The organism is Niveibacterium umoris (assembly GCF_014197015.1).
GTDB lineage: Bacteria > Pseudomonadota > Gammaproteobacteria > Burkholderiales > Rhodocyclaceae > Niveibacterium > Niveibacterium umoris.
In genome coordinates, this window is record NZ_JACIET010000002.1 from 284,920 (window position 1) to 301,891 (window position 16,972).

The 16,972-nt window shown below is 67.2% G+C and carries 18 protein-coding genes; 9 read left to right on the forward strand and 9 right to left on the reverse strand.

Going from position 1 to position 16,972, the window contains the following annotated elements:
* Nucleotides 1-32 precede the first annotated feature (32 nt).
* From GGR36_RS13385 to GGR36_RS13395, 3 genes are all read right to left on the reverse strand, one after another.
* Nucleotides 33-1,034, reverse strand: coding sequence for a phosphatidate cytidylyltransferase (locus tag GGR36_RS13385; protein WP_242533261.1), 1,002 nt, complete (start codon nucleotides 1,032-1,034; stop codon nucleotides 33-35).
* Complete coding sequence (locus GGR36_RS13390; RefSeq protein ID WP_183635233.1) at nucleotides 1,031-1,663, reverse strand: lysophospholipid acyltransferase family protein; 633 nt, start codon at nucleotides 1,661-1,663, stop codon at nucleotides 1,031-1,033. The genes GGR36_RS13385 and GGR36_RS13390 overlap by 4 nt, the downstream gene beginning before the upstream one ends.
* 66 nt (nucleotides 1,664-1,729) lie before the next feature.
* Nucleotides 1,730-2,350, reverse strand: coding sequence for a 5-formyltetrahydrofolate cyclo-ligase (locus GGR36_RS13395; RefSeq protein WP_338086693.1), 621 nt, complete (start codon nucleotides 2,348-2,350; stop codon nucleotides 1,730-1,732).
* Between the two features lie 108 nt (nucleotides 2,351-2,458).
* On the opposite strand from GGR36_RS13395, the gene GGR36_RS13400 reads away from it, so the two are divergent.
* The 8 genes from GGR36_RS13400 to GGR36_RS13435 all read left to right on the forward strand — a co-directional run bounded on the left by GGR36_RS13400 (nucleotide 2,459) and on the right by GGR36_RS13435 (nucleotide 12,529).
* Nucleotides 2,459-4,414 carry a lytic transglycosylase domain-containing protein gene (locus GGR36_RS13400; RefSeq protein ID WP_183635234.1) on the forward strand — a complete coding sequence of 652 codons (1,956 nt, stop codon included), beginning with the start codon at nucleotides 2,459-2,461 and terminating at the stop codon, nucleotides 4,412-4,414.
* Nucleotides 4,415-4,438: 24 nt separating this feature from the next.
* Nucleotides 4,439-5,401, forward strand: a complete 963-nt coding sequence (locus tag GGR36_RS13405; protein WP_183635235.1) for a complex I NDUFA9 subunit family protein — start codon at nucleotides 4,439-4,441, stop codon at nucleotides 5,399-5,401.
* 15 nt (nucleotides 5,402-5,416) lie between these two features.
* Nucleotides 5,417-6,061: a glutathione S-transferase family protein gene (locus tag GGR36_RS13410; protein ID WP_183635236.1), complete on the forward strand. Its 645-nt coding sequence runs from the start codon at nucleotides 5,417-5,419 to the stop codon at nucleotides 6,059-6,061.
* A complete protein-coding gene (locus GGR36_RS13415; RefSeq protein WP_183635237.1) occupies nucleotides 6,061-7,152 on the forward strand; it encodes a tRNA nucleotidyltransferase/poly(A) polymerase-related protein in 1,092 nt (363 codons plus the stop codon). The genes GGR36_RS13410 and GGR36_RS13415 overlap by 1 nt, the downstream gene beginning before the upstream one ends.
* A gap of 1 nt (nucleotide 7,153) precedes the next feature.
* Entirely contained in the window at nucleotides 7,154-9,166 is a 2,013-nt protein-coding gene (locus tag GGR36_RS13420; protein ID WP_183635238.1) for a transglycosylase domain-containing protein, read from the forward strand.
* A gap of 74 nt (nucleotides 9,167-9,240) precedes the next feature.
* Complete coding sequence (locus GGR36_RS13425; RefSeq protein ID WP_183635239.1) at nucleotides 9,241-10,677, forward strand: cryptochrome/photolyase family protein; 1,437 nt, start codon at nucleotides 9,241-9,243, stop codon at nucleotides 10,675-10,677.
* Nucleotides 10,678-10,738: 61 nt separating this feature from the next.
* The gene (locus GGR36_RS13430; RefSeq protein ID WP_183635240.1) at nucleotides 10,739-11,335 is read left to right on the forward strand and encodes a TetR/AcrR family transcriptional regulator; all 597 of its coding nucleotides are present in this window, start codon (nucleotides 10,739-10,741) and stop codon (nucleotides 11,333-11,335) included.
* A gap of 93 nt (nucleotides 11,336-11,428) precedes the next feature.
* Complete coding sequence (locus GGR36_RS13435) at nucleotides 11,429-12,529, forward strand: alkene reductase (RefSeq protein WP_183635241.1); 1,101 nt, start codon at nucleotides 11,429-11,431, stop codon at nucleotides 12,527-12,529.
* A gap of 85 nt (nucleotides 12,530-12,614) precedes the next feature.
* Here the strand turns inward: GGR36_RS13435 and GGR36_RS13440 are convergent, their stop codons facing one another.
* A complete protein-coding gene (locus GGR36_RS13440) occupies nucleotides 12,615-13,136 on the reverse strand; it encodes a Spy/CpxP family protein refolding chaperone (RefSeq protein WP_183635242.1) in 522 nt (173 codons plus the stop codon).
* 206 nt (nucleotides 13,137-13,342) lie between these two features.
* Here GGR36_RS13440 and GGR36_RS13445 point away from each other — a divergent pair, with 206 nt between their 5' ends.
* Complete coding sequence (locus tag GGR36_RS13445) at nucleotides 13,343-13,633, forward strand: hypothetical protein (RefSeq protein WP_183635243.1); 291 nt, start codon at nucleotides 13,343-13,345, stop codon at nucleotides 13,631-13,633.
* 21 nt (nucleotides 13,634-13,654) lie between these two features.
* Here the strand turns inward: GGR36_RS13445 and GGR36_RS13450 are convergent, their stop codons facing one another.
* From GGR36_RS13450 to thiS, 5 genes are all read right to left on the reverse strand, one after another.
* Nucleotides 13,655-14,536 (reverse strand): aldo/keto reductase, encoded by an 882-nt coding sequence (locus tag GGR36_RS13450; RefSeq protein WP_183635244.1) that lies wholly within the window; start codon nucleotides 14,534-14,536, stop codon nucleotides 13,655-13,657.
* A 12-nt stretch (nucleotides 14,537-14,548) separates the two neighbouring features.
* Complete coding sequence (locus GGR36_RS13455) at nucleotides 14,549-15,070, reverse strand: GNAT family N-acetyltransferase (protein ID WP_183635245.1); 522 nt, start codon at nucleotides 15,068-15,070, stop codon at nucleotides 14,549-14,551.
* Nucleotides 15,071-15,072: 2 nt separating this feature from the next.
* A complete protein-coding gene (gene trmB / locus GGR36_RS13460; protein WP_183635246.1) occupies nucleotides 15,073-15,789 on the reverse strand; it encodes a tRNA (guanosine(46)-N7)-methyltransferase TrmB in 717 nt (238 codons plus the stop codon).
* A gap of 105 nt (nucleotides 15,790-15,894) precedes the next feature.
* Entirely contained in the window at nucleotides 15,895-16,680 is a 786-nt protein-coding gene (locus GGR36_RS13465; RefSeq protein ID WP_183635247.1) for a thiazole synthase, read from the reverse strand.
* Nucleotides 16,681-16,697: 17 nt separating this feature from the next.
* Entirely contained in the window at nucleotides 16,698-16,901 is a 204-nt protein-coding gene (gene thiS, locus GGR36_RS13470) for a sulfur carrier protein ThiS (protein ID WP_207064428.1), read from the reverse strand.
* Nucleotides 16,902-16,972: the final 71 nt, after the last annotated feature.

The following is a 16,972-nucleotide window of genomic DNA, read 5'->3' on the forward strand; positions in this document are numbered from 1 at the left end:
ATCGCCGGCCTTTTTCATTCGGGCAGCACGCCTCAGACCGCGTAGAAGTAGCGCACCAGGTGGAAGTAGATCGGTGCCGCGAAGGCAACCGGCGCGACGCGGTCGAGCATGCCGCCGTGGCCGACGATCGAATGGCCCCAGTAACGCACGCCGCGATCGCGCTTGATGGCCGTCATCACCAGGCTGCCGAGGAAGCCCATCCAGGTCGCCGCGAGCGCAATGCCGAACGCGGCCCACACGCCGAACGGCGTTATCCAGGCCAGCATCGCGCCCAGCAAGGCGGCACCGAAGCCGCCCAGAACCAGGCCCTCCCAGGTTCGCGTGAGCGATACACCCGGCGCCGCCGGTGTCCGGCCAAGACGGGCCGAGAAGAACTTCTGCAGCACGTCGCCGCTCTGCACCACCAGCACCAGGAACGCGATCAACAGCAGGTGGCGCCCCGCGTAGTCCGGGATGCGCAGGCTCAACAGCTGCGGCACGTTCGACAGGCAGTACACGCAGATCATCAGGCCCCACTGCACGTTGGCGGCGCGGTCCATGAAACGCTTGGCGTCACCCCGCAGCGCCGACACGATCGGCAGGAAGAGGAAGGCGAAGACCGGCACCCACAGCTCGGTGAAGGTCAGCCAGCCGTGCCAGATGCCCAGGTAGTGCAGCGGCAACACCAGGAAGAAGGCCGCGAGCAGCGTCCAGTGATCGCCGATGCGGGTGGGCGACAGCGTGATGAATTCGCGCAGGGTGCCGAAGGACGCAAACGCGAACAGCAAGGCGACGCCCTTGCGACCGGCCAAAAACGCCAACCCGATCCACGCGACCATGATCCACCAGCCGCGCACTCGCGCCACATAGCTTTCGATCACGCCGACCCGGCGTCCGCGCACCCGGCGCCGCAGGTAGCGGCCGAACAGCGTCGCCATGATCAGCACCACGAAAACGCCGGCAAAGAGCAGCGCGGTCGTCGTGCGCGGGCCGAGTGTGGGGCCGGTCCACGGCGGCACCGGCAGTTTGCCCAGGTCGATGCCGAACTTCATCATTCGAGCGGCTCCTCGCCTTTCGGCGCCCACGATTGCAGCACGCTGCGCGCGCGATGCAGGAAGTCGTCGCGGTCTTCGTCCTGCGCCAGCCCGATTGGCTCGCCGAAGCCGACCGAGCAGATCAGCGGCACCGGAATCACCTGCCCTTTTGGCATCACCCGATTGAGGTTCGCCAGCCAGACCGGCACCAGTTCGACCTTGGGGTGGCTTTCGGCAAGGTGGAACAGGCCCGCCTTGAAGGGCAGCAGCTCGTCGCCCAGGTTGCGCGTACCTTCCGGGAAGATGATCAGCGAGTCGCCTGCATCCAGCGCGGCGCGCATCACTTCAAGCGGGTCACCGCCGCCCGAACGCGAACGGTCCACCAGCACCGCGCGAAATACCTTGTGGATCAGGAAACGCCGGACCGGCGAGGTTTCCCAATAATCCGAGCCCGCTACTGGCCGGGTCCGTCGCCGCAGGGCCTTGGGAAGACTCGCCCAGATCAGCACGAAATCCACATGGCTGGAGTGGTTCGCAAAATAGATGCGCTGGACCGGCGCGGGCGCACATCCCAACCACCGCGCCTGAACGCCGGTGAGCATGCGGGCAAAACCGCATATCCCCCAGGCAACGAAAGACTCTAAGGACATCGGGGCTGCATCAAGTAAGGAGGCGCGCATGGTGAACCGCCCTCGGGCATCGCGCAAGTCGCTGCATCAAAAGGCATTCTCACCACGAAAAGGGCCGCACGTACCGGTTTCGGTGACGATCCAGTCGAGCGGACGGTCATGCGGCGCCGGCAGGATGCTCTCCACCCGCCCGAGCTCAAATCCGACCCCGATCGAACGGGGCGCCGGCTCGCGAGCCGCCAGCGTACGGTCGAAGAAACCACCGCCATAGCCGAGGCGGTAACCGGCGCCGTCAAAGGCGTTGACCGGCACCAGCACCAGATCTGGATCACAGCGGCGGAACTCTGCCGGCACCGGGATGCCGAAAGCATCGGGCTGCAACGTTTCGCCCGGCGTCCATGCGGAAAAGGCCAGTGGCTGGTCTGGCGCGAGCACCACCGGCAGCGCTGCGACGCGGCCCGGCGCAGCGCCGAGCCAGTCAGCGACAAAGCCTGTGAGATCAGGCTCGCCGCGGTAAGGCCAGCAGAAACCGAGGACACGCGGCGACAGGCGATCGAGCAAGGGGGCGAGGTGTTCGACCAGCGCGGCGGTCATCCGTGAGCGCTGCGCGACGTCCAGGGCTTCCCGCGCGGCGATCGCGCGGCGCCGCATGGCACCGCGCAATGCCTTGTCTGGCGGGGTTTCCGGCACGGTGGAGGGGGGCGACAAATGCTATCCTTCAAAGGTGATCGACGCCCGTTTCGTCATCTTGGCGGACAGCGGGCACTGTTTGCGACAGTCTGCAGCAAGGCTGCGCAGACGCAGGGAGTTTAGGCAATGAAACAGTATTTGTGCGCAGTGCTGGCGATAGGCACGATCAGCTACAGCGCAACGGCGCATGCCGCCGGCGGTGACGAACGCTTCCTCGCCGCACGCGACGCTGCCCGCAATGGCGATCTGGCACGCATCAACCAGCTCACCGCACACCGCAGCGGCGACCCGCTCGACGGCTATATCGACTACTGGGCGCTGTCGATCCGGCTTGCACGCAAGGACGACGTCGAAGCCGATCTTGCACGCTTCATCGCCCGGGAAGAAGGCACGTTGCTCGCCGAGCGCGCCCGCAACGACTGGATCCGCGCTGCCGTGCGCGCGCAACGCTGGGATGTGGTGCTACGCGAGAGCGCCATGCTGCGCCAACCGGATCAGGAGGTGACCTGCTGGACGCTGCAGGCGCGACTGGCGCAGCGCGACCCGCAGGCGCTCGCCGATGCGACTGCGATCTGGGACAGCAACGCCGAGCCGGGTGACGCCTGCGCCCCCATCATCAGCGCCGTCGGCGCCACAAAGGACGAGGACGCCCACTGGCTGCGCGCCCGCCTGCTGGTCGATGCCCGCCGCTACGGTGCGGCGCGCGCCACGCTCGACGACCTGCCCGATGCGGTCGCACCACCCGCCGCCATCGCCGAGGCGCTCGACAACCCGCTGCGCTGGCTCACGAAGAACCCGAAGCCGGTCAGCCGCAGCCAGCGCGAAGTCACCGTGCTGGCACTCTCGCGCCTCGCCCAGTCCGACTATCGTGCCGCCGCAGCGCGCGTAGAAGCGCTCGGCACCGCGCTCTCGGCGGGTGATCGCGCCTGGCTCTCGGGCGTGCTGGGCTGGCAGGCGGCGCGTGGCTACCAGCCGGAAGCCCTGTCGTGGTACCGCGCCGCAGGCAGCTCGCCGCTCTCGGACGAATCGCGCGCCTGGCAGGTCCGCGCCGCGCTGCGCGCGCACGCCTGGGGTGAAGTGCGCCGCGCGATCGAGGCAATGCAGCCGGCACAGCGCAGCCAGCCGGAATGGACTTACTGGTATGGCCGCGCGCTGCTCGAAACCAACCGCGCCGCGCAGGGGCGCGAGGAACTCGAACGCATCGCCGGCGCGCCGACCTTCTACGGCATGCTCGCCGGCGAAGAGCTCGGTCGCCCCTTCGTGGCGCCCAAAGGCGCCAAGCCGCCCAGCCGTGCGGAAGTCGCCAGGGTCGAATCGGATGTCTCGATCCGCCGCGCGCTGGCGCTGTTGCGGCTCGACGGCCGGCTCGACGGTGTGCGCGAGTGGAACTGGGCCATGCGCGGCGCCGATGATCGCTTCCTGCTCGCCGCCGCGGAGGTGGCGCGACGCGAGCAGTTGTACGACCGCGCCATCTACAGCGCCGATCGCACCGCCACCGAACACGACTTCGGGCTGCGCTACCTCGTCCCGTTCTACGACAAGGTGGAGCCGGCAAGCCGACGCTGGGGGCTCGATGTGTATTGGGTGTATGGCTTGATGCGGCAGGAAAGCCGCTTCGTGACCGTCGCCAAGTCATCCGCCGGCGCGCAGGGCCTGATGCAGGTGATGCCCGGCACCGCCAGCTACGTCGCCAAGCGCATCGGCATGCCCTATGCGCGCGGCCAGGTGCTGGACATGGATACCAACGTGACCCTCGGCACCGCCTACCTGAAGATGGTGCTCGACCGCCTCGACGGCCATCCGGCGCTCGCCTCGGCCGCCTACAACGCCGGCCCCGGCCGCGTGCCGCGCTGGAAAGCGGCCGAACCACTGGAAGGCGCGGTGTTCGCCGAAACAATCCCGATTGCTGAAACCCGCGACTATGTGAAGAAAGTGCTCGCCAACACGGTCGCCTACGCCGCCGTGCTGACCGGCCAGCCGCAGTCGCTCAAGCAACGCCTCGGCACCGTGCAGGCGAATGGCACGCCAGGCATCGACTCGCCCGAACTCAACGAAATGCCCGCCGCCGACGGCGCGCGCTGACCCACCCACACCGAAACGCCCACGATGAAACTGCAAAGCGTACTTCTGATCGGCGGCACCGGATTCCTCGGACGCCACCTCGCCAACCAGCTGTCAGCACGCGGAATACGCGTGATCGTCCCGACGCGCCGGATCGAACGTGCGCAGCGTCTGTACCTGCTGCCCACTGCTCAAGTGGTACAAGCCGACATCTTCGCCGACGGCGTGCTGGAACGGCTTTGTCAGGGTGTCGATGCAGTGGTGAATCTGGTTGGCGTGCTGCATTCGCGTAGCGGCTCACCCTACGGCAGCGATTTTGCGCGTGCCCACGTCGAGTTGCCGCGGCGTCTGGTGGCCGCGGCGACGGCGAGTGGCGTCAGGCGGCTGGTGCATGTCAGTGCGCTCGGCGCCGACGTCGCCGGCCCCTCCGAATACCTGCGTTCGAAGGCGGATGGCGAGGCCGCGATCCGCGCTGCGGGCGACACCATCGAATGGACCATCTTCCGACCCTCGGTGGTATTCGGTCCGGAAGACCGTTTCCTCAACCTCTTTGCCTCGCTCACCGGCCTCTTTCCGGTGATGCCACTGGGCGGAGCAAATGCGCGCTTCCAGCCGGTGTTCGTCGGCGATGTCAGCCGCGCGATCCTCGCCGCACTGGAACGCGACCTGGGCATCGGCGAGACCCACGAGCTTGCCGGCCCCAAGGTCTACACGCTGGCCGAACTGGTGCGTTACGCCGCTGCCGAAAGTGGCCATCGCGTTTATGTCATCGGGCTGCACCGTCTGTTCGCGATGATGCAGGCGCAGGTGCTCGCCTGGCTGCCGGGCGATCTGATGAGCCCCGACAACGTGCGTTCGATGGATCGCGACAACGTTGCGAGCGGCGCGCCGCAACCCTTCGGACTGGCACCGACGGCGCTCGAAGCGGTGGCGCCAGCCTGGCTGGGCGGCAAGAACCTGCGCCGACGCTTCGACCAGATGCGCGCGGCCTCCCGTGACGAATCCTGACCCGGAGCACGCACGATGAAACTGGTCATCGCCAACAAGAACTACTCCTCCTGGTCGCTGCGTGCCTGGCTGGCGCTGCGCGCCGTCGGCCAGCCCTTCGAGGAAGTCCGGGTGCTGCTCGATCAGCCGGACACGCCGGCGCAGATCCTCGCCCACTCGCCATCGGGCCGGGTGCCCTGCCTGATCGACGAGGACCTCACCGTATGGGACTCGCTCGCGATCATCGAGACCCTGGCCGAACGCTTTCCGCAGTTATGGCCGGAAACGGTCGCCGAGCGCGCGCACGCACGGGCGATCTGCGCCGAGATGCATTCCGGCTTCACCGCATTGCGCAGCCAGATGCCGATGAACATCCGCCGCGCACTCCCTGGCCGCGGCCGCACGCCGGCCTCGGAAGCCGACATCGCGCGCATCGTCGCGATCTGGGAAGACTGCCGTCGGCGCTACGGCGCACGCGGCCCCTACCTGTTCGGTGCCTTCAGTGCCGCCGACGCGATGTACGCGCCGGTGTGTTTCCGCTTCATGAGTTACGCGGTGACGCCAAGCGGTGCGGCCGGCGCCTACCTTGCAAACATGCTGGCACACCCGGCGATGCGTGAGTGGCAGGCCGGCGCGCTGGCAGAGACCGAAATCGTTCCGGCCGACGAGCTGCCGGAGTGATGAAAAGCTACGTCGTCGGCGGCGCCGTGCGCGACGCACTGCTCGGCCTGCCGGTCGTCGATCGCGACTGGGTGGTGGTCGGCGCGACGCCCGACGAGATGATCGCCAAGGGCTACCGCGCCGTCGGCCGCGATTTCCCGGTCTTCCTGCATCCGCACACGCAAGAGGAATACGCGCTTGCGCGCACCGAGCGCAAGACGGCGCCCGGCTACCACGGCTTCGCCTTCCACGCCGCACCGGAGGTGACGCTGGAAGAAGACCTGCTGCGCCGCGATCTGACGATCAACGCCATCGCGCGTGACGCCGACGGCAGCCTGATCGATCCCTACGGCGGCCAGCGCGACCTCGCCGCAAAGGTGCTGCGCCATGTCAGCGCCGCGTTTGCCGAAGACCCGGTGCGGATCTTGCGGCTGGCGCGCTTCGCCGCACGCTTTCCCGATTTCAGCGTCGCGCCGGAAACGATGGCCCTGATGCGCGACATGGTCACCAGCGGCGAGGTCGACCACCTGGTCGCCGAGCGCGTATGGCAAGAAATCGCGCGCGGCCTGCTCGCCGCAAAACCCTCGCGCATGCTTGATGTGCTCGCCGGGTGCGGCGCCATGACGCGTATCGCACCGGCCCTTGCTCAGACCTGGGCGCAACATGGCGGCCTGATCGCGCGCCGGCTCGACACGGCTGGCGAGCTGGGCCTCACCGGGCGCTTTGCCTTGCTCGCCGCAGCGCTCGACAGCGTCGCCTCGCTCGAAGCGCTGTGCATCGACCTGCGGGTGCCGACCGAATGCCGCGAGCTGGCCGAGCTGCTGTGGGGCGAACAGCAGGTTTTCGAGAAGACCGCGTCGCTCGACGCCGCCACGCTGATTGCGCTGTTTGATCGCTGCGACGCATGGCGCCGCCCACATCGCTTCGCCGACCTGCTCGCCTGCGCAGCCCACCTGGTACCCGGCGTTGCGCTCGATCGCATCCAGGCCGGATTGTCGCGGGCCCGCGCCGTCGACGCCGGCGCGATCGCGCGCCAGTGTGCCGAGAAGAACGAGATCCCGCGTCGTGTGCGGGAGGCGCGCGTCGAGGCCGTGGCCAAGGGCCTTGCCTAGCGTGTTAGCCGTGTGGGTGCGCTTGGGCTTGCTCGCGCTGCTGCTTTGCAGCGCCACCGCACGGGCCGAATTGCCAACCTTTGAACAGGTCCGGGCCGCGTACCGGCCTTCCGATGCGGTGTTGCTCGACCGCAATGGCGAGCCGCTCGCCGATCTGCGTTTCGACCCCAAGGTGCGCCGTTTCGAATGGGTGCCGCTGGCGCAGTTCTCCCCATCCCTGCGCGAAGCGCTGATCGCGGCTGAAGACCACCGCTTCTACGAACACGAAGGCGTGGACTGGCGCGCCTTCATCGGCTCGCTGTGGCACAACCTGCTGCACGACAACAAGCGTGGCGGTTCGACGCTGACGATGCAGCTGGCGGGCCTGCTCGACCCCGCGATCGCGCTGCCAAACGTGCCCGGCGGACGCCGCACTTATGCGCAGAAGTGGGATCAGGGGCTGGCCGCGCAGGAACTCGAACAGCGCTGGACCAAGGCGCAAATACTCGAGGCCTACCTCAATCTGGCGCCGTTCCGCGGCGACTTGCAGGGGGTGCACGCCGCCAGCGCGGTGATGTTCGGCAAGCCACCCTCGGCACTCGACCGACCCGAGGCCCTGCTGATCACCGCCTTGCTACCGAGCCCCAACGGTCGCGCCGAGCGTGTCGCCAAGCGTGCCTGCGCGCGTGCGCGGAAGATGGGCGTCGGCAACCTGTGCCCGCGCGTCACCGCGCTCTCCAGCCGGCTCGATGCGCCACGTAACCGCCCGCGCTACACGCTCGCCCCGCATCTGGCGCAGCGCGTGCTGCATGCGGGCGGCGCGCATGTGACCTCGACACTCGACAGCGCGATGCAGCAAGCCGCGACCACGGGCCTGCGCGAGGCGGTGCAGGCAGCGGCGAGACATGTCAGCAACGCTGCGGTGATCGTGCTCGACCAGGGCGACGCGAGCGTACGCGCCTGGGTCGGCGGCATCGACGCGAACACCGCCGACGCCGTGACGAACGTACGCAGCCAGCTGCCAGCCCTGTGGCTGCCCTTTGCCGCAGCGAACGCCATCGAGCGCCGCAGCGCCACGGCGGCAAGCCTGTTCGCCACCGCGCCGGTGGGCGATGCGCCCTGGAAGAGCTTGCGCACAACGCTGCAGCAGCCGGACCCCGGCACCCTGGCGGCATTGCTCACGCTCGCCGAATTGCCGATCGAGCGCCTGCGACAGGTGGGCGTCGAAATGCCGCGCGACAGTACGGCGCCGCCCGAAGCGAACCTGCTGCAAGTGGCGCAGGCGCTGCGCCCGCTCAGCTCTGGCGGCACCTGGCAGGCCGCCCGCTGGCTGAGCGACGGCCCGGTGGTCGCGCCCCGGCGGATCTGGCGCAGTGACGTGAGTTTCATCGTCGCAGACACGCTTGCCGACCCGACCCAACGCGGCCAGGCGGCCGAGTTGATGCTGCCGGACGCCGGATGGCAGGCGCTCTGGTGGATGAGCGATGTGAGCGGAGAGCGCTGCATCGCGTATTCAGCCGGTGAGCGCGTCGCAGTGGCGGTGCTGGTCAGCGGTGAAGGCAGCGGCGCGGAGAGCCCCGCCCGGCTCGCAGCGCGCGCCTTGCGCGAGATCGTGAAGCGCATCGGTTTGCCGGCCTCGCGCGCGCCGCGCACACCGTCCGGCCTCGTCCAGGGTGTGGTGGCCTTCGAACCGCCCGTCGAACCCGCCCGCCGTGAGTGGTTCCTGCGCGGCACGGAAGTCGGTTTGTCCGCGCCGCCAGCCAATGCCTACGCGCCTGCGCACGTCATTCTTCAGCCGGCATCCGGGGTCACGCGCATCACCCTGCGAGCGGGCGAGGCCCTCACGCTGGAGGCCCGCGATCCCGCAGGCGTCGGCCACTGGTGGGCAGAGGGCGAGTTGCTCGGCGAAGGGTCGCAGATCCTGTGGGCACCCCCGGCCGGCCACTATCGCATCGAACTGCGCGCCGCAGACGGCACGCCACTTGACCAGCGGGAATTCGATCTCGAATACCAGGACAGCGCAGACGAAAAGTAGTTGGCTTCCATGCCTCTGGCTGAACTCCACGGCGCTGATGCGGTCTGTCTGACATCCTTCCTTTGCCGACGCCGATGTCCGCCGCCCTCGTCTGGTTCCGTCGCGATCTGCGCGACCATGATCACGCCGCGCTTTACCACGCCCTCGCATCGCATCCGCGCGTGTATTGCGCCTTCGTGTTCGATCGCGACATCCTCGATGCGCTGCCTGCGCGGCGCGACCGCCGCGTCGAGTTCATCCATGCCGGCGTCGTCGAGCTCGACGCGGCCCTGCGTGCACAGGGCGGCAGCCTGATCGTGCGCCATGCCAGCGCGCGCGATGCGATTCCGCGTCTCGCGGTGGAGCTGGGCGTCAGCGCGGTGTACGCCAACCATGACTATGAACCCGACGCGCTGGCCCGCGACGATGCCGTGCGTGGGGCACTCGGCGCCGCCGGCATCGCACTGCATACCTTCAAGGACCAGGTCGTCTTCGAGAAGGCGGAAATCCTGACCGGCAGCGGCAAACCGTTCGCGGTGTTCACGCCCTACCGCAATGCCTGGCGCAAGGCGCTGACCGCGGCCCACGTAGATGCCTACCCGCTCGAAGCGTATCGGTCGCACCTGGCGGTGCCCACCAGCGAAGAGCGCCTGCCCTCGCTGGGCGAACTCGGCTTTGAAGCGACCAATCTGACCGCGCTGCGCATGCCATGCGGCATGTCCGGCGCCCGCACGCTGTGGCAGGACTTCAAGCAACGCATCGCCGACTACCAGCGCACCCGCGATTTCCCCGCGCTCAAGGGTGTCTCTTACCTGTCGGCGCATCTGCGCTTCGGCACGATCAGCGTGCGCGAGCTCGCCCGATTCGCGCTGATGCAGACCAGCGAGGGGGCTGACACCTGGCTCAACGAGCTGATCTGGCGCGAGTTCTACCAGCAGATACTGTGGCACCGGCCGGACGTCGTTTCGCGCAGTTTCAAGCCGGAGTTCGACGCGCTGCGCTGGGAAGAAGGTGCGGAGGCCGATGCACACTTTGCCGCATGGTGCGAGGCACGCACCGGCTATCCGCTGGTGGACGCAGCGATGCGCCAGATCAACCAGACTGGCTGGATGCACAACCGCCTGCGCATGGTTGTCGCGAGCTTCCTGACCAAGGACCTCGGCATCCACTGGCTGCGCGGCGAGCGCTATTTCGCCGCGCAGCTGCTTGACTATGACCTCGCCGCCAACAACGGTGGCTGGCAATGGGCGGCATCGACCGGCTGCGATGCCCAGCCCTGGTTCCGCATCTTCAACCCGGTCACCCAGTCGGAAAAGTTCGACCCGGGCGGGCGCTTCATCCGGCGCTACTTGCCCGAACTCGCCGCCGTGCCGGATCGCCACATCCACGCGCCCTGGCTGATGAGCCCGATGGAGCAGGCGGCCTGCGGCTGCCGGATCGGCACCGACTATCCGCCCCCCATCGTGGACCATGCCGCAGCGCGCGCCGCGACCCTCGCGCGCTTCAAGTCGGTTCGCGCAACGCCCGCCTGAGCGCACAGCCATCAGATCGCGACACTTGCGTACTAGACGACCGGTCTAGTACGATACGGCCATGGACCGACCGACCGACACACGCGCGCATATTCTTGACACCGCAGAAGGCCTGATCCTGGGCAAGGGCTTCTCCGCGGTCGGGCTCGGCCCGATCCTGGCGGCCGCCGGCGTGCCAAAGGGCTCGTTCTATCACTGGTTCCCGTCGAAGGAAGCCTTCGGCGTGGCGCTACTTGAACGCTATTTCGCCAATTACCTCGAGCAACTCGATCAGCAGTTCGGTGCCACGAACGGCACCGGCCGCGCACGGGTGCTGGGCTACTTTGCCGAATGGATGGATCGCCATCGCGATGGCGGCGCCTGCGCGCAACAGTGCCTGGCGGTGAAACTCGCCGCCGAGGTGGCGGATCTGTCCGAGCCGATGCGCCGCGCACTGGAAACCGGCACCCAACGCATCACCGCCCGCATTGCGGCTGCGCTCGAGAGCGCAAGGCTCGATGGCTCACTGCCGGGCGGGCTGGAGCCCGCCTCGCTCGCGGTCACGCTCTACGCGCTATGGATCGGCGCCAGCGTGCTGGCCAAGGCGCAGCACAGTGCGCAGCCCTTCGAAGCTGCGTGGCACCACACCTTGCATCTGCTCGGCGCGGACGCCCTCTGACCGCACCCTGTGCCCGAACACCTTCCTTTTTTCTCACACACTAGCCGACCGGTCTAATTACCGGTGTTTTTCGATCACATCTGGAGTTCCGACATGTCTGCCGACAAGCTGCTTTCCCCACTGAAACTGGGCAGCCTCACGCTGCCGAACCGCGTCTTCATGGCGCCGCTGACGCGTCAGCGCGCCTCACAGCCCGGCAATGTGCCGACCGCGCTGAACGCCACTTACTACGCCCAGCGCGCCTCCGCCGGCCTGATCGTCACCGAGGCCACGCAAGTGATGCCCGAAGGTCAGGGCTATGCGTGGACGCCAGGCATCCACAGCGACGAACAACAGGCCGGCTGGAAGCTGGTCACCGACGCGGTACACGCGGCCGGCGGCCATATCGCCCTGCAACTGTGGCATGTCGGCCGCATCTCGCACCGCCATGTGCAGCCGGGTCTCAAGCAGCCTGTCGCGCCCTCGGCGATCCAGGCCAATGCGCAAACCTTCGTGGTGCACCCGGACGGGAGCATGGGCATGGTGCAGACCGATCTGCCGCGCGCGCTCGAAGTCGAAGAGCTTCCGGGCATCGTCGCAGCCTATCGCGCTGCCGCCCGGCGCGCGATCGATACCGGTTTCGATCTGGTCGAGATCCATGCGGCCAACGGTTATCTGCTCGATCAGTTCCAGAGCACCGGCCCGAACCAGCGCACCGATGCCTACGGCGGCAGCGTCGAGAACCGCGCGCGCCTGACGCTGGAAGTGGTGGATGCCGTCGTCGCCGAGATCGGCGCAGAGCGCACCGGCATCCGGATTTCGCCATTCGGCACCTTCAACGACATCAGCGACACCGAGGCCGAAGCCATGGCCTTCCACCTCGTGACCCAGTTCGACGCCCGCAAGCTGGCCTATGTGCACGTGGCCGAGCCCGACTGGGCCGGCGGCCCCCAACTGACGGATGCCTTCCGCGCCGGCCTCCGGCAGCGCTATCACGGCGTGCTGGTGTTTGCCGGCGGCTACACGAAGGACAAGGCGGAAGCGCTGATCGCCAGCGGCACCGGCGACGCGGTGGCCTTCGGCCGCCCCTTCATTGCCAACCCGGACCTGCCGGCACGCTTTGCCCGCGGCGCCGAAGTGAACGCGCCGGACGCGTCGACCTTCTATGGCGGCGCCGAGAAGGGCTACACCGACTACCCGACGCTCACTGCCTGATCGTCAGTCAACAGCAAACCGGCCGGGGTAAGCCCGGCCGGTTGCTTTCTTGCGGTCTGCCCTCACGCCGAACCGCAACCTGAACTCACAACTGACCGTCTTTCGGCGCCGGGCCGGGGCCGCCGCCGCGCGGACCATGCCGGCCATCGCCCCAACGCGGGCCCATCATGTGTTGCGCGTCAAAGGTCTTCTTCTGCTCGGGTGTGAGCTGGTCGTAGAACTTCGTCAGCGCCGCCAGATGCTTTTCCATCTGAGCCTGATGCAGCTTGGCGTGCTCAAGCATCGCCGCCATGCGTTCCGGCGCCGGCTTGTCGCGCAAGGCGGCAGGGTCAGGGCGACTCTTGGCCATCTGTGCCATGTCGTTGGTGATGCCGTCGCGGAACGCCTTCCATGCCGGCTCCTGCGCAGCGCTGAGCTTGAGCGCGTCGTGCAGCGCGTCGAAACGCCTGCCTGCCATCTGCTCCATGTGCGCCGGGTCGCCGTGCATCGGCCCCGCTCCGCCCGTCGGGCAGTCGCCGCGCGCCGCGGCAGCCAGCGGTGCAGCTGCGGCCACGGTCAGCGCGCCGGTCGCAAGCCACGCCAGGGATCTCGATTTGAAGGTCTTCATGATTTTCTCCGTCTTTCAGATCGGGCCCGGTGCCACACCGGAGCCCACACTTGCATTGAAGCAGAGGCCGCGCGCCGATGTGTTCCCCTGCCGGTGGCGTATGTTTCCAGGTGTGTCCGCGATGTGCGTAGCCGCCTCAAGTATTGGCGCCGCGAGCCGCTGACATGAACTTCGGAGAGCTTCCAGACATCAAGAATGGATGCGCCATGTCCGCTTCCGAGCATCGATTCATCGTGCTCTTACGGTGCGACCGCCCCCCCGATGAGCTGGTGCCGGAATGGCCGGGGCATCCGGCGATCGCCCTATGGGACGTACCGCATCCGGAAGTCGGCGACGGTAGCCCGGCCGCAATCGCTCACGGTTTCAACCACCTGTTCATGGAGCTGCATCACCGCATCGACCTGTTCGTGCAGTTGCCGCTGGCCGCCCTCGACCGGCTTGCGGGCACCCGGCATCTGAAAGACATCGAAGCGGCAGGCACCCTGAAGACAGTGTGAACCGCCGCGCCGTGGGCAGGCTCAGAGCTGCCCGCGCCAAGCGCTGTCGTGCTGCTTAAAGGCTGCACGAAGACTGCCGACGAAGTAGTCCGGCAGTTGCCCAGCGGAGAACCAGGCAATGTTCTGCGCCAGATTGAGCGGATTCGCGGTGCCGACGATCGCGCTGCTGACACCCGGAATCGAGGCGACGAAACGTAGCGCGAGTTCGCCCCACGGGCGCCCGAAATTGCTCGCCCCCATCGCGCGCCAACGCAGCCAGTACTCTTCGCAGTAGTCGCCGACCGGTTGTGTGGCGAAACGCCAGGGGTGGTTCGCGGCAGGGCGCTTGGCGATGAAACCCTTGCCTTTCATTCTCGGCAGGGCGTGGTCGATGACGCGCTGGTCGCAGAGGTTCAGCGAGGCCATGAAACCATCGAAACGACCGCAGTCGATCGCGAAATCGAGGTCTTCGTTCTCGCCGGAATAGGCGATCGCACGCAGCTTGCCTTCCCGTTTCGCCTTTTCGAGCGCGGCGATTACTTCGCCCCGCGCAAGCACTTCGGCGGGACAGGAATGAAGGTGAACGATGTCGATGCGGTCGGTGCGCATGCGCTGCAGGGCCGCCTCGACCCCGGCGCTGACGCAGGGGCCGGTCCAGTCCGCAAACCCTTCGATGCCATAGCCGAGCTTGGTCGACAGCACGATGTCGCTGCGCCGATGCGCAAGATGACGGCCAATGCGTTCTTCGGACAGGCCGTAACCGCGCGCGGTGTCGATCAGTGTGATTCCCGCATCGACGGCGCTTTCCAGCAGTCGCGCGACGTCGGCTTCGGCAAGGCGGGCGTCGCCGATCTGCCCGGCGCCCAGACCGAGCGCGGAAACTTCGATGCCGGTACTGCCGTAGCTTCGCCGCGGAATCATCATCGAGCCCTTCGATCAGATTGCGACAGCGCGCCGCAGTAAGCGGTCGGCACGCGCGCCGCCCAGCAGATAGCCGACCGGCGCCACGAACTCGTAGGCCTTGTCATTCTCGCGATTGATTGCGAATCCGAGCGCGGTATGGAATCGCACCGATGCCGCGTTGGCCTTGTAAACGTGGCTGCAGATCTCGTCGAGCCCGAGGCTCTCGATCAGCGCCGCCATGCCGGCGAGCATCTGACGCATCACGCCGGCGGTGCGATGCGCGGGATGAATGTTGAATGCGGTGACGATCCAGGTCGCGTACGCATGTTGCGTCACCATGCCGTAGGCTACCAGCCTGCCATCGCGACGCACCGGTGAAAGGCGTGACACCGGCAGGATCTCGCACAGGCGCGCCCGGTGCGGCGCCGCGTCGATGCGGTCGCCGGCCTGCTCGGTGTGCGCTTTCAGCGTGAGCAGGTCGAGGGCGAGGATTTCGTCGATCAGCGTTTCGTCGAGCGGCGACGCGGTCGGCTTGGATGACGGCGATGTGGCCATCGTCACGCCTTGCGCCGGAAGACCAGATCCCACACCCCGTGGCCGAGCTTGAGACCACGGTTTTCAAATTTGGTCAGCGGACGATAGTCCGGTTTAGGCGCATAGCCGTCCGCGGAGTTTTCCAGCAGGGGCTCGCCAGAAAGCACTTCGAGCATCTGCACCGCGTAGTCTTCCCAATCGGTCGCGCAATGGATGTAGCCGCCCGGAGTAAGGCGTTGCGCGAGCTGTTGCACGAACGGTTCCTGGATCAGGCGGCGTTTGTTGTGGCGTGCCTTGTGCCAGGGGTCGGGAAAATACACATGCACGCCGGCAAGCGAGTTCTCGCCGATCATGTCGCGCACCACTTCGAACGCGTCGTGCTGCATCACGCGGATGTTGGTGATGCCGCGCTCTTCGATCAGCTTGCAAAGATTGCCGACGCCAGGGCCGTGCACTTCGATGCCGAGGAAGTTGTCGCCCGGCCGCGCCTGCGCAATGGTCGCCGTGGTGTCACCCATGCCGAAACCGATTTCAAGAATGGTCGGCGCACTGCGCCCGAAGGCGGTGTCATAGTCGAGCGCACCCCGGCGGTAGTCGATGCCCCAGCGCGGCATGCCTTCAGCAATGAAACGCTCCTGCGCCGGCGACATGCGCCCCTGGCGCACGACGTAGCTGCGTATGGGGCGCGTCTTCGGATCATCGACCGAGAGGTGCTTGCGGGTTTCAGGGGTGTCGCTCATGCAGACCATCCACAAAGCGCGACCGCGGGTGTCGCGGATCGGCGCGGAATCAGTATTGCTTCTCTTGCGTGGCCACTGTGGCCTGCGGCGCCGGGCGCGCGGCGCTCAGCTGCCGATCAGGCCACTGGTGGGCGAACTCGGGCTGGCCGAGTAGAACTTCTTCGGCATGCGGCCGGCGCGGTAGGCCTCGCGGCCGGCCTCCACCGCCTTCTTCATCGCCCCCGCCATCAGCACCGGATCCTGAGCGAGCGCGATCGCGGTGTTCATCAGCACCCCGTCGCAACCCAGCTCCATCGCGATCGCAGCATCCGACGCGGTGCCGACACCAGCGTCGACGATCACCGGCACCTTGGCCTGTTCGATGATCAACTTGAGGTTCCACGGATTCAGGATGCCCATGCCCGAGCCGATCAGCGAGGCGAGCGGCATCACCGCCACGCAACCGATGTCTTCGAGCATCTTTGCCTGGATCGGGTCGTCGGAGCAGTACACCATCACCTTGAATCCATCCTTCACCAAGGTCTCGGCGGCCTTCAAGGTCTCCGGCATGTTCGGGAACAGCGTGTGCGGATCACCCAGCACCTCGAGCTTGACGAGGTCGTGCCCGTCGAGCAGTTCGCGCGCCAACCGCAGCGTGCGTACCGCGTCGTCCGCGCTGTAGCAGCCGGCGGTATTGGGCAGGTAGGTGAATTCGGACGGCGGCAGCGCGTCGAGCAGACTGGGCGCGTTCGGATCCTGGCCGATGTTGGTGCGGCGAATCGCCACGGTCACGATCTGCGCGCCCGAGGCGACGATGGCCTCGCGGGTCTGCGCGAAATCCTTGTACTTGCCGGTGCCCACCAGCAATCGGGACGAATACTCGGTACCAGCAATGATCAGCGAATCAGTCATGGTTACGGACTCTGGCCTCAGCCGCCGCCGACGGCGACGACGATTTCAATGCGGTCGCCCTGAGTGAGCCGGGCATCGGCATGGCGACCTTTGGGAACGATTTCGCCGTTGCGTTCGACCGCGAGACGCTTTCCGGCATAGCCGAGGCGTTCGAGCAACTGGGCGACGGTGGTTTCGGCGGGCAGGGTTTGCGGGGCGCCGTTGAGGACGATCTCGATCATGGCATTTCCGCGACAGAGGCGCGGATTCTAGCACGCGCACGTTACAGCTTTTGGCTTGCCGCCCCGCGCCG

Bases quoted from the DNA above. Each gene is read 5' to 3' on its own strand.
- GGR36_RS13385 (WP_242533261.1), bottom strand. From the start codon at position 1,034: ATGATGAAGTTCGGCATCGACCTGGGCAAACTGCCGGTGCCGCCGTGG.
- GGR36_RS13390 (WP_183635233.1), bottom strand. From the start codon at position 1,663: ATGTCCTTAGAGTCTTTCGTTGCCTGGGGGATATGCGGTTTTGCCCGC.
- GGR36_RS13400 (WP_183635234.1), top strand. From the start codon at position 2,459: ATGAAACAGTATTTGTGCGCAGTGCTGGCGATAGGCACGATCAGCTAC.
- GGR36_RS13405 (WP_183635235.1), top strand. From the start codon at position 4,439: ATGAAACTGCAAAGCGTACTTCTGATCGGCGGCACCGGATTCCTCGGA.
- GGR36_RS13410 (WP_183635236.1), top strand. From the start codon at position 5,417: ATGAAACTGGTCATCGCCAACAAGAACTACTCCTCCTGGTCGCTGCGT.
- GGR36_RS13415 (WP_183635237.1), top strand. From the start codon at position 6,061: ATGAAAAGCTACGTCGTCGGCGGCGCCGTGCGCGACGCACTGCTCGGC.
- GGR36_RS13425 (WP_183635239.1), top strand. From the start codon at position 9,241: ATGTCCGCCGCCCTCGTCTGGTTCCGTCGCGATCTGCGCGACCATGAT.
- GGR36_RS13430 (WP_183635240.1), top strand. From the start codon at position 10,739: ATGGACCGACCGACCGACACACGCGCGCATATTCTTGACACCGCAGAA.
- GGR36_RS13435 (WP_183635241.1), top strand. From the start codon at position 11,429: ATGTCTGCCGACAAGCTGCTTTCCCCACTGAAACTGGGCAGCCTCACG.
- GGR36_RS13440 (WP_183635242.1), bottom strand. From the start codon at position 13,136: ATGAAGACCTTCAAATCGAGATCCCTGGCGTGGCTTGCGACCGGCGCG.
- GGR36_RS13445 (WP_183635243.1), top strand. From the start codon at position 13,343: ATGTCCGCTTCCGAGCATCGATTCATCGTGCTCTTACGGTGCGACCGC.
- GGR36_RS13450 (WP_183635244.1), bottom strand. From the start codon at position 14,536: ATGATGATTCCGCGGCGAAGCTACGGCAGTACCGGCATCGAAGTTTCC.
- GGR36_RS13455 (WP_183635245.1), bottom strand. From the start codon at position 15,070: ATGGCCACATCGCCGTCATCCAAGCCGACCGCGTCGCCGCTCGACGAA.
- trmB (WP_183635246.1), bottom strand. From the start codon at position 15,789: ATGAGCGACACCCCTGAAACCCGCAAGCACCTCTCGGTCGATGATCCG.
- GGR36_RS13465 (WP_183635247.1), bottom strand. From the start codon at position 16,680: ATGACTGATTCGCTGATCATTGCTGGTACCGAGTATTCGTCCCGATTG.
- thiS (WP_207064428.1), bottom strand. From the start codon at position 16,901: ATGATCGAGATCGTCCTCAACGGCGCCCCGCAAACCCTGCCCGCCGAA.